The sequence below is a fragment of the Streptococcus mitis SK575 genome (assembly GCF_000257865.1).
GTDB lineage: Bacteria > Bacillota > Bacilli > Lactobacillales > Streptococcaceae > Streptococcus > Streptococcus mitis_CQ.
In genome coordinates this window covers 1-14,267 of record NZ_AICU01000089.1, presented here as the reverse complement: position 1 = coordinate 14,267, position 14,267 = coordinate 1, and the positions used below count along the sequence as shown (strand labels likewise).

Here is a 14,267-nt window from a genome sequence, read left to right as displayed (position 1 = left end):
AAGCAGAATATAAGATAGAAGGAGTAGGGAAACCCGCTCCCTCTTGTTTAGGCAATAGTTTGATTTTCAAATTATGACAGTATCGAACTATTACGTAAGCAAGAAACGATGGAGGCACTATGAAAACGCGTATTACAGAATTATTGAACATTGATTATCCTATCTTTCAAGGAGGAATGGCTTGGGTTGCTGATGGTGATTTGGCAGGGGCTGTTTCCAAGGCTGGCGGACTAGGCATTATCGGTGGGGGAAATGCCCCGAAAGAAGTTGTCAAGGCAAATATTGACAAGATCAAATCGTTAACGGATAAACCTTTTGGTGTCAACATCATGCTCTTGTCTCCCTTTGTGGAAGATATTGTAGACCTTGTTATCGAGGAAGGTGTTAAGGTAGTGACAACAGGCGCAGGAAATCCTGGCAAATACATGGAACGCTTCCATGAAGCTGGGATCACAGTCATTCCTGTTGTACCAAGTGTTGCCCTAGCTAAACGCATGGAAAAAATCGGTGCGGACGCTGTTATTGCAGAAGGAATGGAGGCCGGGGGGCATATCGGTAAATTAACAACCATGACCTTGGTGCGCCAGGTTGCTGCGGCTGTATCTATTCCTGTTATTGCTGCAGGAGGAATTGCGGATGGTGAAGGTGCTGCGGCTGGATTTATGCTAGGTGCAGAGGCTGTTCAGGTTGGAACTCGGTTTGTCGTTGCCAAAGAGTCTAATGCCCATCCAAATTATAAGGCGAAAATTTTAAAAGCTAGAGATATTGATACTACGATTTCAGCTCAACACTTTGGACATGCTGTTCGAGCTATTAAAAACCAATTGACTCGTGATTTTGAAAAAGCTGAAAAAGATGCCTTTAAACAAGAAAATCCTGATTTGGAAATCTTTGAACAAATGGGAGCGGGTGCTCTAGCCAAAGCGGTTGTTCACGGAGATGTGGATGGTGGATCTGTTATGGCAGGTCAAATCGCAGGCCTTGTTTCCAAAGAAGAAACCGTTGAAGAAATCCTAAAAGATTTGTACTATGGAGCAGCTAAGAAAATTCAAGAAGAAGCCTCTCGTTGGGCAGGAGTTGTAAGAAATGACTAAAACAGCCTTTTTATTTGCTGGTCAAGGTGCCCAGTATCTAGGTATGGGCCGTGATCTCTATGATCACTACCCTATTGTCAAAGAAACGATTGATCAAGCGAGTCAGGTACTTGGTTATGATTTGCGTCATCTCATCGATACGGAAGAAGACAAACTCAATCAGACCCGCTATACCCAACCAGCCATTCTAGCGACTTCGGTTTCTATCTACCGTTTACTGCAAGAAAAGGGCTATCAGCCTGATATGGTTGCTGGTTTGTCTCTTGGAGAATATTCTGCCTTGGTTGCCAGCGGTGCCTTGGATTTTGAAGATGCGGTAGCCTTGGTTGCTAAGCGTGGTGCCTATATGGAAGAAGCGGCTCCTGCTGGCTCTGGTAAGATGGTCGCAGTTCTCAATACGCCAGTAGAGGTTATTGAAGAAGTATGTCGAAAAGCTTCTGAACTTGGAGTAGTTACCCCAGCCAACTATAATACACCTGCACAAATCGTGATTGGTGGAGAAGTGGTTGCAGTTGATCGAGCTGTTGAACTCTTGCAGGAAGCAGGCACCAAACGCTTGATTCCTCTCAAGGTTTCAGGACCTTTTCATACCGCTCTCCTTGAGCCTGCTAGCCAGAAACTAGCTGAAACTATAGCTCAGGTAAGTTTTTCAGATTTCACTTGTCCCCTAGTCGGCAATACAGAAGCTGCAGTTATGAAAAAAGAAGACATTGCTCAACTTTTGACGCGTCAGGTCAAGGAGCCAGTTCGTTTCTATGAAAGTATTGGGGTCATGCAAGAAGCAGGCGTAACCAACTTTATCGAGATTGGTCCGGGGAAAGTCTTGTCAGGCTTTGTGAAAAAAATTGATAAGACAGCTAAATTAGCCAATGTTGAAGATCAGGCTAGCTTGGAAGCCTTGCTAGAAAACAAGTAATCCCTTCTCCCATAAATACAAGAGGAAACAGGAGAAAAGAATGCAACTAAAAAATAAAAATATCTTTATTACAGGTTCGAGTCGTGGAATTGGTCTTGCCATCGCCCACAAGTTTGCTCAAGCAGGAGCGAATATTGTCTTAAACAGTCGTGGGGCAATCTCAGAAGAATTGCTCGCTGAGTTTTCAAACTATGGTGTCAAGGTGGTTCCCATTTCAGGAGACGTGTCAGATTTTGCAGACGCTAAGCGTATGGTTGATCAAGCTATTGCAGAGCTAGGTTCAGTAGATGTTTTGGTTAACAATGCAGGAATTACTCAAGATACCCTGATGCTCAAGATGACAGAAGCGGATTTTGAAAAAGTTCTCAAGGTGAACCTGACTGGTGCCTTTAACATGACACAATCAGTCTTGAAACCGATGATGAAAGCCAGAGAAGGTGCTATCATTAATATGTCTAGTGTTGTTGGTTTGATGGGAAATATCGGTCAAGCTAACTATGCAGCTTCTAAGGCTGGTTTGATTGGTTTTACCAAGTCTGTGGCGCGTGAAGTGGCCAATCGCAATATCAGGGTTAATGCTATTGCACCTGGAATGATTGAGTCCGATATGACAGCTGTTCTATCAGACAAGGTAAAAGATGCCATGCTGGCTCAAATTCCTATGAAAGAATTTGGGCAGGCAGAGCAGGTTGCAGATTTGACAGTATTTTTAGCAGGTCAAGATTATCTAACTGGTCAAGTGGTTGCCATTGATGGTGGCTTAAGTATGTAGCAGAAGCTAGAGGTAAAAAAGATGAAACTAAATCGCGTAGTAGTAACAGGTTATGGAGTAACATCTCCAATCGGAAATACACCAGAAGAATTTTGGAATAGTTTGACAACTGGAAAAATCGGAATTGGTCAAATTACAAAATTTGATCATAGTGACTTTGATGTGCATAATGCAGCAGAAATCCAAGATTTTCCTTTTGATAAATACTTTGTAAAGAAAGATACCAATCGTTTTGATAACTACTCTTTGTATGCCTTGTACGCAGCCCAAGAAGCTGTTAATCATGCCAATTTGGATGTAGAGGCTCTTGATAAAGATCGTTTTGGTGTTATCGTTGCCTCTGGCATTGGTGGAATCAAAGAAATTGAAGATCAAGTGATTCGCCTAAATGACAAAGGACCAAAACGTGTGAAACCATTGACCCTTCCAAAAGCCTTGCCAAATATGGCTTCAGGAAATGTTGCCATGCGTTTTGGAGCAAACGGTGTTTGTAAATCCATCAATACTGCCTGCGCTTCATCAAATGACGCGATTGGGGATGCCTTCCGCTCAATTAAATTTGGTTTCCAAGATGTTATGTTGGTAGGTGGTTCAGAAGCCTCTATTACACCTTTTGCTATTGCTGGTTTCCAAGCCCTAACAGCTCTCTCTACTACAGAGGATCCAACTCGTGCTTCTATCCCATTTGATAAGGACCGCAATGGTTTTGTTATGGGGGAAGGTTCAGGGATGTTGGTTCTTGAAAGTCTGGAACACGCTGAAAAACGTGGGGCTACTATCCTTGCTGAAGTAGTTGGTTACGGACACACCTGTGATGCCTACCACATGACTTCTCCTCATCCAGAAGGTCAGGGAGCTATCAAGGCCATCAAATTAGCCTTGGAAGAAGCTGAGATTTCCCCAGAACAAGTAGCCTATGTCAATGCTCACGGAACCTCAACTCCTGCCAATGAAAAAGGAGAAAGTGGTGCCATCGTAGCTGTTCTTGGTAAGGAAGTGCCTGTATCATCAACCAAGTCTTTCACAGGACATTTGCTGGGGGCTGCAGGTGCAGTAGAAGCTATTGTCACTATCGAAGCTATGCGTCATAACTTTGTTCCAATGACAGCTGGGACAAGTGAAGTATCGGATTATATCGAAGCCAATGTCGTTTATGGACAAGGCTTGGAGCAAGAAATTCCATACGCTATTTCAAATACTTTTGGTTTTGGTGGCCACAATGCAGTTCTTGCTTTCAAACGTTGGGAGAATAAATAACTATGAATTTAAACGATATTAAAGACTTGATGGCCCAATTTGATCAGTCAAGTTTGAGAGAATTTTCTTATAAAAATGGGACGGATGAGTTGCAGTTTAGCAAGAATGAAGCGAGACTGGTATCTGAAGTTGCAGCTCAAGTCGCACCAGCGCCCGTTCTAGCAACACCGAGTCCAGTAGCTCCTACATCTGCTCCAGTAGAAACTGTAGTGGAAGAAACTTCGTCACCAGCAGAAGCAAGTGTGGATGCTGAGGGAGATCTTGTAGAGAGCCCACTTGTTGGTGTGGCTTACTTGGCTGCTGGTCCAGATAAACCTGCCTTCGTCACAGTTGGTGATAGCGTCAAAAAAGGTCAAACATTGGTGATCGTCGAAGCTATGAAAGTCATGAATGAAATCCCAGCTCCTAAGGATGGTGTGGTAACGGAAATTCTCGTTTCTAACGAAGAAATGGTTGAGTTTGGTAAAGGATTGGTACGTATCAAATGATCGATATTCAAGGAATCAAAGAAGCCCTTCCCCACCGTTATCCCATGCTCCTAGTAGATCGTGTCTTGGAAGTGAGCGAGGATACCATTATTGCCATCAAAAATGTGACCATCAATGAGCCCTTCTTTAACGGCCATTTTCCTCAATATCCAGTTATGCCAGGTGTTCTGATTATGGAAGCCTTGGCGCAAACAGCTGGTGTGTTGGAGTTGTCAAAACCTGAAAATAAGGGGAAACTGGTCTTTTACGCTGGTATGGACAAGGTCAAATTCAAGAAGCAAGTTGTACCTGGCGACCAATTGCTTATGACGGCAACGTTTGTAAAACGTCGTGGGACCATTGCCGTGGTTGAAGCAAAGGCTGAAGTGGATGGCAAGCTTGCAGCTAGTGGTACTCTTACCTTTGCAATTGGGAACTAAGGAGGTTCTCCATGTTTCGAAAAATTTTAATTGCCAATCGTGGTGAAATTGCGGTTCGTATTATCCGTGCGGCGCGTGAATTGGGGATTGCGACGGTGGCGGTTTATTCAACTGCTGATAAGGAAGCCCTTCATACGCTTTTGGCAGATGAGGCTGTTTGTATCGGGCCTGGTAAGGCAACAGAGTCTTATCTCAATATCAATGCGGTTCTATCAGCTGCAGTCTTGACTGAGGCAGAAGCCATTCACCCTGGTTTTGGATTTCTCAGTGAAAATTCCAAATTTGCAACTATGTGTGAAGAGGTTGGCATCAAGTTTATCGGTCCATCTGGTCATGTAATGGATATGATGGGAGACAAGATCAATGCGCGTGCTCAGATGATCAAAGCAGGTGTACCTGTCATTCCAGGTTCAGATGGAGAAGTGCATAACTCTGAGGAAGCTTTGACTGTCGCTGAAAAAATTGGCTATCCTGTTATGCTCAAGGCTTCAGCAGGTGGTGGTGGTAAAGGGATTCGTAAGGTTGAAAAACCAGAAGACCTTGTTTCAGCCTTTGAAACAGCCTCAAGTGAAGCTAAGGCCAATTATGGCAATGGTGCCATGTATATAGAACGGGTTATCTATCCAGCTCGTCACATCGAGGTTCAAATCCTAGGAGATGAACACGGAAATGTGATTCACTTGGGGGAACGAGATTGTTCTCTTCAACGGAATAACCAAAAGGTTTTGGAAGAAAGTCCTTCGATTGCAATCGGAAAAACGCTGCGCCATGAAATTGGTTCTGCGGCTGTTCGAGCTGCGGAGTCTGTTGGCTATGAGAATGCAGGGACCATTGAGTTTCTTCTTGATGAAGCCAGTGGCAATTTCTATTTCATGGAAATGAATACTCGTGTACAAGTAGAGCATCCAGTAACAGAGTTTGTTTCAGGTGTGGATATTGTTAAGGAACAAATTCGCATTGCAGCAGGTCAGCCTTTGTCTGTTAAGCAAGAAGATATTGTCCTACGCGGTCATGCCATCGAGTGTCGTATCAATGCAGAAAATCCAGCCTTTAACTTTGCTCCAAGTCCAGGTAAGATTACTAATCTCTATCTGCCAAGTGGTGGAGTTGGCTTGCGCGTGGATTCAGCAGTTTATCCAGGTTATACCATTCCGCCCTATTATGATAGTATGATTGCCAAAATCATCGTTCACGGTGAAAATCGTTTTGATGCCTTGATGAAAATGCAACGTGCTCTCTATGAACTAGAGATTGAAGGGGTGCAGACCAATGCAGATTTCCAGCTTGACCTCATTTCAGATCGCAATGTCATTGCTGGAGATTACGATACTTCCTTCTTGATGGAAACCTTTTTACCCAAATATCAAGAAAAAGAATAAAATGACTTCAAGAGTTTAAACCGAAAAGGGGAATCAATGGCTCTATTTAGTAAAAAAGATAAGTATATTCGAATCAATCCAAATCGTTCGGTTAGGGAAAAACCTCAAGCCAAGCCAGAGGTTCCAGATGAATTATTCTCCCAGTGTCCAGGCTGTAAGTATACCATTTATCAGAAGGATCTGGGAAGTGAGCGTATCTGTCCGCACTGTAGTTACACCTTTCGTATTTCTGCCCAAGAACGCTTGACTTTGACAATTGATATGGGAACCTTCAAGGAATTGTTTATAGGGATTGAAAGCAAGGATCCCTTGCATTTCCCTGGTTATCAAAAGAAACTAGCAACTATGCGTGAAAAAACAGGTCTGGATGAAGCCGTTGTGACAGGAACAGCTCTTATTAAAGGTCAGACTGTGGCTCTTGGTATTATGGATTCCAACTTTATCATGGCATCTATGGGTACGGTTGTAGGTGAAAAAATTACTCGTTTGTTTGAGTATGCGACTGTTGAAAAATTGCCAGTTGTTCTCTTCACAGCCTCTGGTGGGGCCCGTATGCAGGAAGGAATCATGAGTCTCATGCAGATGGCCAAGATTTCTGCAGCGGTTAAACGCCATTCAAATGCTGGTCTCTTTTACCTAACCATTTTGACAGATCCAACGACAGGTGGTGTGACAGCTTCTTTCGCTATGGAAGGTGATATCATTCTGGCTGAACCACAGAGTTTGGTCGGTTTTGCTGGGCGTCGTGTCATTGAAAACACGGTTCGTGAAAGCTTGCCTGAGGATTTCCAAAAGGCAGAATTCCTATTAGAACATGGCTTTGTGGATGCTATTGTAAAAAGAAGAGATTTGCCAGATACGATTGCTAGCCTAGTCAGATTGCACGGAGGGAGTCCAAGATGAATATTGCAAAAATAGTCAGAGAAGCGCGTGAGCAGAGTCGCTTGACAACCTTGGACTTTGCGGCAGGCATTTTTGATGAATTTATCCAATTACACGGTGACCGTTCTTTTCGAGATGATGGTGCAGTTGTTGGTGGTATTGGCTGGCTTGGAGAGCAAGCTGTAACAGTGGTTGGTATCCAAAAAGGCAAGAGTTTACAAGATAACCTAAAACGGAATTTTGGTCAACCGCATCCAGAAGGCTACCGCAAGGCCCTACGTTTGATGAAACAGGCTGAAAAGTTTGGCCGTCCAGTTGTGACCTTTATCAATACAGCGGGTGCCTATCCTGGTGTGGGAGCGGAAGAACGTGGTCAAGGGGAAGCTATCGCTCGCAATCTCATGGAAATGAGTGACCTGAAAGTTCCTATTATTGCTATCATTATCGGTGAAGGTGGTTCAGGTGGAGCTCTGGCTCTGGCCGTTGCGGACCGTGTTTGGATGCTGGAAAATTCTATCTATGCTATTCTCAGTCCAGAAGGTTTTGCTTCTATTCTATGGAAGGATGGCAGTCGTGCCATGGAAGCGGCAGAACTGATGAAAATCACTTCGCATGAACTGTTAGAAATGGATGTGGTGGATAAGGTGATTTCTGAAGCAGGACTTTCTAGTAAAGAACTGATTAAGAGTGTCAAAAAAGAACTTCAAGATGAGCTAGCTATACTTTTACAAAAACCGTTAGAAGAGTTGTTGGAAGAACGCTATCAACGATTTAGAAAATACTAATACAAAAACTAGAACTGGCAGTCAGTTCTAGTTTTTGTGTGGTTCTTAATCTGTGCAGAGGGGAAAGTAAAAAAGTGCTTGGAAGACCAAACACCTTTTCGATTATTCATTTTCTTCAGTTACGAATTGACTAAGTAGTCCGTTGATAAAGCGTGCTGATTTTTGATCTGAAAAATTCTTAGCGAGTTCAATGGCTTCATTGACTGCTACTAGCTGAGGTGTATCAAATGATGTGATTTCAAAGATACCTAAGCGTAGTAAGTTTTTTTCGACCAAGGTCAAGCGTTCAACTGTCCAGCCTGACTTGAGGTGCTGGTTGATTTGTTTATCCAACTCGTCTTTTTGAGCTTGAACGCCAGAAACCAAGTTCAGAAGAAAGGCAGGGATTTGCACATCTGCATCTTCACGGTCATGCGTGTAGGCAAAGTGACAAGCTGTTTCCATATCTGTGCCGAATTCAAGGCTCATGAGAGCTTGAAAAGCGCATTTACGAAGTTCGCGTCTAGATTCTAATAATGGACTAGTCATTGAGGAAGTCCTCGTTAAATAGATCTTTCAATTCAGGTTTTGGTGTTTTATCTGGAACGATTCCTGCAACATGGATGTTAACAGCTGCAAGTTCCACATCAGCCATATCACGAACAGCATCTTTGACTGCTTTTTGAATAGCAAGAGCCACTTTTGGTACTTTCACACCGTACTCAAGATAGAGATAGATGTCAGCAGTTAGTTCTTCGTTGCTTTCTTTTAAGTAGACGCCACGACCAAGAGAGAGTTTTGATAGGGTATCAGATACGGATTTGTTTGAAAATGAGTGGACACCTTCAACTTTAGCAGTTGCGATGGCAATGATTTTTTCAAGTACACGTGGAGCGATAACGATTTCGCCAAATTGTTCTTCAATTCCCATAGAATGACCTCTTTCTAGAGATTAGGCACGAGAAACGTAAGTTCCTTCTGCAGTGTTGATGATCAATTTTTGTCCAGCTTCGATGAAGTCAGGAACGTTGACAACAAGTCCAGTTTCCATAGTTGCTGGTTTACCAGAACCTGTAACAGTAGCACCTTTGATAGATGGTTGTGTTTCAGCGACTGTCAATTCAACAGTAGTTGGTACAGTTACACCGATCACTTCAGTTCCGTAGAATTGGATTTTCACATCAGAGTTTTCAAGGATGTAAAGCAATTCATTTTCAACGTTTACGACTGGGATTTCGTATTGGTCGTAAGTTTCAGTGTTCATGAAGTAGGCAGTTTCATCCATTTTGTACAAGTATTGAGCTGGAACAGTCTCGATAATAGCTTGTTCGAATTTTTCTTCTGGACGGTAGCTTGTGTCAAATGTAGAACCAGTACGGACATCACGCAATTTCATACGCATGATTGTGTTCCCTTTACCTGGTTTGTGGTGGCTAGCTTCCAAAACACGGATCAATTTTCCGTCTGCAGTTTCAAATGTCATACCAGCTTTCAATTTGCTTGCTTCAATCATGTTTTTACCTCTTTAATAAATATTATTACTCTTCATTTTACCATAAAAGGAATGAAAAAGAAAGTTAGAGGTAGGATAATGGAGATATTTATATAAATTTATACTTGTACGAAAAAATGATTTAGAATGTTATATTTTTAAAATGAAATTTATAAGCAAATACTGTAAAAGTGACTCTGAAATATGATATAATTTATAAGAGTATATTTGTACCAAAGGGTGCATATATATATATAAGGTGGTAAGCTATGTTTAAATTGTCGAGACAACAAAAAGATCATCGATATTTTTGTGGAAATAGATACGAAAAATATTCGATTAAAAAATTAAAAGTTGGTGCTGCGAGTGTCTTAATCGGGGCAGGATTTTTGTTTGGTTACAATGTAGATACGGTAGAAGCAGACTCTGCTACTGAAACGGTGGTAACGAAGGATGCTGATACGGGACTAAACCAAGCTCAAGAAAATACGCAAGCAGGAACTGTCTCTGAGCCAAAATCAGATAGTGAAACAAAATCAGAGTTAGCTGAGCAACCAAAAATAAATGAAGAAAAGTTAGTTGAGCCAGCAAAACCTGTAAAAGAAAATGAAAAAGAAGCTGAACAAGCTTCAGCAGTTTCAGCACATACTAACACTGCAGAAGCAACTGAGGCAAAACCATCTGTCGATTTATCTCTTTTGCAAGAAAAACTAGCAGATTTGGAAGCTCAAATTGAACGTATCCGAGGAAATAAAAAACAAGCTTCTCAAATCCAAAATGCTGAAAAACTAGTTGCAGAAGCTAAGCAATATTTAAGTGCATTGGGTGCAACACAGTCAGGAGCTGATAAAAAAGCAAAAGAAATTAGCTCATTAACTTCTATCTTAAAATCAATTAAGGCTGAAGAAACAACACCTAAAGAAAATAAAAATCAAGATAGTCGTAATGGTAAAAAGATGGAAGAAGGAACTGGTTTCCGTAATGGGGTGACAGACCAATCTTTAACAGGGTCAATTCATTTTGATACATCAAAAGGACCAACAGAAAAACGAATTCCGGTAGCAAATAATGGAGATGGTGAGCGTGTTATTAATATGGCGATTACTTATTCAGCTTCTTCAAACGATACAGTTACAGATGGTAAAGTGCGTGTAACTATTCCAAAGGCTTTTCTTCATTCGAAGAAAATGCCGGTATTTACTAATTCAACATTTGTAAAAAGTGTGGATAATCGTTCTACAGATACTGATTATATTTATGATTTAAATTTACATCCAATGTCTGGTGGAACTGTAGCGGAAAGTTTATTAAAGCTTTATGTAGGAACCTCTAGAACGAATGCACCATCAAAAGATGATTCACTAACAGTGAAGACAGAGTTTATGAGTGGTGTGAATGTATTATCTGAAAAAACAGCAACAGCTACTTTTGATTATTTATCAGAAATTATTTATCGAGAAAAAGATACAAGAGAAAAATTAGTGAAAAATTATTTACCACAGGAACAACGTGAATATAAAATCGGTTCAGTTGTTAACGGTAAGTTAGTTCCTGTAAGCAGTCCATTTAGAATCCCATTAATTATGACAAATGATCGATTCTTCAATAATGGAGAAGCTGATGATCATAATCAAAATGGTAATGGTCGATTAATAAGTTATGATTATACGATTAGTGGAATTCCAGAATTTTTAGAATTAGATCCTACTTCTCCTAAAAATTCAAAATGGACATTAGAGAATGGAGTCGCTACCTTACATCCTGATCAAACTCGCGGAATTGACCAAATGTTATACTATGCAGGTCCTGTATTAAGATTAAAAGAGGGTGCCTTAAGCACACCAGAGGAAATTGCAAAAGTAATTGAGACTAATGGAACAAAAGGCTATAGTGCTAAAATTGTTTATAAAGCTGTAGGGCATAGACCAGACGGTTCATCATTTACACAAACACTAGAAAATCCAGATGGCTTTAGAATCTATGCGGGTGATGGTGCGCCTTCAATTGGAATGATGGAAGATCGTATTAACGCAGCTACGAATCAAAGACTATTCTCAAATGCTAGTAATGTAGATACTTTTGGAGCAGTTTATAGAGTTCCATTAAATAATTTAAAAACTGATGGAGGAACATTACCAAGTCAATATTTAAGTTATCTTATTCCGAAAGATCAAGAAGGAAATTACTTTACAAAATTCAAAATAACACAGATTTTCACAAATGAATCAGAAAATGGAAGTTCTTGGGTAAGAGGATATCATTCAGGTTATAAAGATGTCCGTAGTCAATTCAAAGAAAACTTTCAACTATATGGTGTAAATGAAAATAATCAAGCCGAATTAATTAAAGATTATACAACTATTGATGAATTATTTAATGAGACTACCATAAATTCAGATAAAAGATATAATCATTTAATTTTAAAAACTCCTGGAATTGTTGATGAAGTACAAGATAAAGGACAAGCAGGTAAAACAATTCTTGGATTAACATCAGATTTAGACGTAACGGTAGATACTTGGAAAGAAAAAGCAAAAGATACTAGCATTCAACGTTATGAAAATAAAATTTCCCAAGTATTAGCGGCTAGTAATACAATTGAGAGTGCTATAGCTACAGAACGACCAAATACTGGTAGTAGTACCCCAGCTGTTCATACTAAGGAACCAACAACTTTAAGTTTAGGAATGCAACAAATTGGAGACCAAGAGTTAACAAAAGATAACTTAACAAGAGGGAAGAATATACCTATTGCAGTTCAATATACAGCAACAGATTATTTTAAAATAGCAGAATCTGAAAAAAATGGTATTAGAGTTTACGATTTAGATAAGTTAGATTCCAATATTAATAAAACAAGTGTAATGTTACTAGCTGATCCTAAGGTTCCTTTAAAAGATTTTAGATTAACTGCTGATAATCGTTTATTATCAAAATACACCTTATATTTTGGGGGAGCAAATGGTAGTGCTGCAAAAGATGCCTATAATCAGATTAAAGAATCTTATGATACTGTTAATCCAACACGTATTATTGAAAATTATAAGGGAACAGGTAAGCGCGCTTATATTTTTGAATCAAAAGATTTAGGGTTATCTAGTTATGATTTAAATAGAGATGGATGGATTAAAGGTGGAACTTATAATCCAGTAGCACTGACTTTTGAAGTAGAAAATAATGGTCAAATAGAAAGTGGAACTTATAATATTGAATCTTATCTTGTATGGAATAGTAATTCTGAAACTTTATTTGGTAATGATCGTTCTTTAAATGCAAATTATGTAGAAGGACATGAACCTGGGGCAACTATAGCAAAATCAAATATTAATGTAACAATGAATAATGTTATTGAATATTCTACATCATTAACGATCTCGAAACCTGGATCAACTGGAACTAGAGGAATTATCGATGTGAAGAATGGACAAGAAGTTATTTTATCGCCTAGAGTTGAAAACTTAACAGATACACCTCAAAAAATTAAAGAAGCAGTTGTTTTAATTCCTAAGAGTGAAGCTGTAACCTATTTAGAAGGACCTGTTGTAGATAATTCAGACGAATATGATGTAGTTTATACGACATCAACTGCGACTGACAAAACTACAGGAACTTATGTACCTGCTGATCAAATCACGAATTGGAAAGATGTTACTGCCGTTAAATATGTATTTAAAAAAGATTATACTGTAACAAAAGAACATGCTTTTAATCATAATTTTAGTCTTAGAGTTGCTGCTGATAATCCAAACTTTGTTCAAAGTACATCGCAAATTTTCTTAAAGAATGGTCAAAATGTATGGTTAGAATCGAATACTGTTGGATTAAGAACAGAAGATGTACGAGGAAAATTAGAAGTTCGTTATATCAATGCTAGAAAAGACGATATTCTTCCAAAAATTATTGAAAAAGAATTTGCAGGGCAACCATATACTACGACAAAAGAAGATATTATAAAGTCTAATAATATTCCGTATTTATTTAAAGAGATCCAAGCTGATTCAGTTCCAGAAACAGGAACTTATGAAAGACAAGTAACGAAAAAAGTTACATATGTCTATGAGGAAGCAACATTTAAAGAAGAAAGCAAAACGATTACTCGTACAATTAACTATCTTGAAAAGAATAATGAGAGTAATGTAGTTGCTAATCCTGTTGTACAAAATATTACAGTTAAGAGAAAAATTTATACTGGTAAAGAAACCGGACGAGTGGTAAAAGGGCCATGGGAATATAGAACAGATGCTTATCAACCAAATTGGCCAAGAACAAATTCACCTAGAGTTGCTAATTTTGAGGCTCCAGATAGAGAAGTTATTGATAGAGTCTTAGTTTCTCAAGAATTAGTAAATAATGGGAATGTAGTTGAAAATGTTTATTATGAAAGAATCATGCCAGTTGGTGGAGATGTAGTTGCAAAATACGTTATTGAAAATACAACAACTGAATTAAAACCAACAACAGACGTCGCTAAAGGATTAAAAGTTGGAAAAAGTTATACTTCAACAGCGCCAGCAGCAGGTGAAGAATTAACAGCTACTGATGGAAAAGTGTATGTATATAAAGGACATAAAACTACATCAGCTGCAGAAACTGGAAAAATAACAGCTGATAAACAAGAAGTAGTTTATGAGTACGCACCAAAATTAGGTGGAAACGTTGAAGTTAAATACGTTGTCGCAGGAACAGAAACAAACCTAAAAGATCCAGTAACATTAGTAACAAACGGACAAGTAGGAAGTGACTATACTGCGACAAAAGACAACACAATCACAAAAGACGGATTAGTGTATGAATTAGTTAAAAC

General features: G+C 39.5%; 13 protein-coding genes. 10 read left to right on the top strand and 3 right to left on the bottom strand.

Features of this window, described 5'->3' with window-relative positions:
- Positions 1-119 precede the first annotated feature (119 nt).
- Genes fabK through HMPREF1048_RS12035 form a run of 9 tightly spaced genes read left to right on the top strand, consistent with a single transcriptional unit; the run spans position 120 to position 7,992 of the window.
- A complete protein-coding gene (gene fabK / locus HMPREF1048_RS12075) occupies positions 120-1,094 on the top strand; it encodes an enoyl-[acyl-carrier-protein] reductase FabK (RefSeq protein WP_000857440.1) in 975 nt (324 codons plus the stop codon).
- Positions 1,087-2,010, top strand: a complete 924-nt coding sequence (gene fabD / locus HMPREF1048_RS12070; RefSeq protein ID WP_000167638.1) for an ACP S-malonyltransferase — start codon at positions 1,087-1,089, stop codon at positions 2,008-2,010. Before fabK ends, fabD begins: the two co-directional genes overlap by 8 nt.
- 40 nt (positions 2,011-2,050) lie before the next feature.
- A complete protein-coding gene (gene fabG, locus HMPREF1048_RS12065) occupies positions 2,051-2,782 on the top strand; it encodes a 3-oxoacyl-[acyl-carrier-protein] reductase (RefSeq protein ID WP_001176197.1) in 732 nt (243 codons plus the stop codon).
- 21 nt (positions 2,783-2,803) lie between these two features.
- A complete protein-coding gene (gene fabF, locus HMPREF1048_RS12060; protein ID WP_000774072.1) occupies positions 2,804-4,039 on the top strand; it encodes a beta-ketoacyl-ACP synthase II in 1,236 nt (411 codons plus the stop codon).
- Positions 4,040-4,041: 2 nt separating this feature from the next.
- A complete protein-coding gene (accB, locus tag HMPREF1048_RS12055; protein ID WP_001052229.1) occupies positions 4,042-4,527 on the top strand; it encodes an acetyl-CoA carboxylase biotin carboxyl carrier protein in 486 nt (161 codons plus the stop codon).
- A complete protein-coding gene (gene fabZ, locus HMPREF1048_RS12050; RefSeq protein WP_000565507.1) occupies positions 4,524-4,946 on the top strand; it encodes a 3-hydroxyacyl-ACP dehydratase FabZ in 423 nt (140 codons plus the stop codon). Before accB ends, fabZ begins: the two co-directional genes overlap by 4 nt.
- Positions 4,947-4,957: 11 nt before the next feature.
- On the top strand, positions 4,958-6,325 hold the full coding sequence (locus HMPREF1048_RS12045; RefSeq protein WP_000488682.1) for an acetyl-CoA carboxylase biotin carboxylase subunit: 1,368 nt from the start codon (positions 4,958-4,960) through the stop codon (positions 6,323-6,325).
- 36 nt (positions 6,326-6,361) lie between these two features.
- On the top strand, positions 6,362-7,228 hold the full coding sequence (gene accD, locus HMPREF1048_RS12040; RefSeq protein WP_001173363.1) for an acetyl-CoA carboxylase, carboxyltransferase subunit beta: 867 nt from the start codon (positions 6,362-6,364) through the stop codon (positions 7,226-7,228).
- A complete protein-coding gene (locus HMPREF1048_RS12035; RefSeq protein ID WP_001017390.1) occupies positions 7,225-7,992 on the top strand; it encodes an acetyl-CoA carboxylase carboxyl transferase subunit alpha in 768 nt (255 codons plus the stop codon). Before accD ends, HMPREF1048_RS12035 begins: the two co-directional genes overlap by 4 nt.
- A 102-nt stretch (positions 7,993-8,094) precedes the next feature.
- Here the strand turns inward: HMPREF1048_RS12035 and nusB are convergent, their stop codons facing one another.
- From nusB to efp, 3 genes are read right to left on the bottom strand one after another with little or no spacing between them, the layout of a single operon-like run.
- Positions 8,095-8,520, bottom strand: a complete 426-nt coding sequence (nusB, locus tag HMPREF1048_RS12030; protein WP_000203638.1) for a transcription antitermination factor NusB — start codon at positions 8,518-8,520, stop codon at positions 8,095-8,097.
- Complete coding sequence (locus tag HMPREF1048_RS12025) at positions 8,513-8,902, bottom strand: Asp23/Gls24 family envelope stress response protein (RefSeq protein ID WP_000510577.1); 390 nt, start codon at positions 8,900-8,902, stop codon at positions 8,513-8,515. The genes nusB and HMPREF1048_RS12025 overlap by 8 nt, the downstream gene beginning before the upstream one ends.
- Before the next feature lie 21 nt (positions 8,903-8,923).
- The gene (gene efp / locus HMPREF1048_RS12020) at positions 8,924-9,484 is read right to left on the bottom strand and encodes an elongation factor P (RefSeq protein WP_000568643.1); all 561 of its coding nucleotides are present in this window, start codon (positions 9,482-9,484) and stop codon (positions 8,924-8,926) included.
- 248 nt (positions 9,485-9,732) lie between these two features.
- Between efp and HMPREF1048_RS12015 the strand changes: the two genes are divergently transcribed.
- Positions 9,733-14,267: YSIRK-type signal peptide-containing protein (locus HMPREF1048_RS12015; protein ID WP_004249323.1), on the top strand; the 4,535-nt coding region annotated here is incomplete at its 3' end.

What these genes read in the sequence shown, in the direction of transcription:
- HMPREF1048_RS12035 (WP_001017390.1), top strand. Translation starts at nt 7,225, where the DNA reads ATGAATATTGCAAAAATAGTCAGAGAAGCGCGTGAGCAGAGTCGCTTG.
- HMPREF1048_RS12025 (WP_000510577.1), bottom strand. Translation starts at nt 8,902, where the DNA reads ATGGGAATTGAAGAACAATTTGGCGAAATCGTTATCGCTCCACGTGTA.
- nusB (WP_000203638.1), bottom strand. Translation starts at nt 8,520, where the DNA reads ATGACTAGTCCATTATTAGAATCTAGACGCGAACTTCGTAAATGCGCT.
- accD (WP_001173363.1), top strand. Translation starts at nt 6,362, where the DNA reads ATGGCTCTATTTAGTAAAAAAGATAAGTATATTCGAATCAATCCAAAT.
- fabF (WP_000774072.1), top strand. Translation starts at nt 2,804, where the DNA reads ATGAAACTAAATCGCGTAGTAGTAACAGGTTATGGAGTAACATCTCCA.
- fabK (WP_000857440.1), top strand. Translation starts at nt 120, where the DNA reads ATGAAAACGCGTATTACAGAATTATTGAACATTGATTATCCTATCTTT.
- fabZ (WP_000565507.1), top strand. Translation starts at nt 4,524, where the DNA reads ATGATCGATATTCAAGGAATCAAAGAAGCCCTTCCCCACCGTTATCCC.
- efp (WP_000568643.1), bottom strand. Translation starts at nt 9,484, where the DNA reads ATGATTGAAGCAAGCAAATTGAAAGCTGGTATGACATTTGAAACTGCA.
- HMPREF1048_RS12045 (WP_000488682.1), top strand. Translation starts at nt 4,958, where the DNA reads ATGTTTCGAAAAATTTTAATTGCCAATCGTGGTGAAATTGCGGTTCGT.
- fabD (WP_000167638.1), top strand. Translation starts at nt 1,087, where the DNA reads ATGACTAAAACAGCCTTTTTATTTGCTGGTCAAGGTGCCCAGTATCTA.
- fabG (WP_001176197.1), top strand. Translation starts at nt 2,051, where the DNA reads ATGCAACTAAAAAATAAAAATATCTTTATTACAGGTTCGAGTCGTGGA.
- accB (WP_001052229.1), top strand. Translation starts at nt 4,042, where the DNA reads ATGAATTTAAACGATATTAAAGACTTGATGGCCCAATTTGATCAGTCA.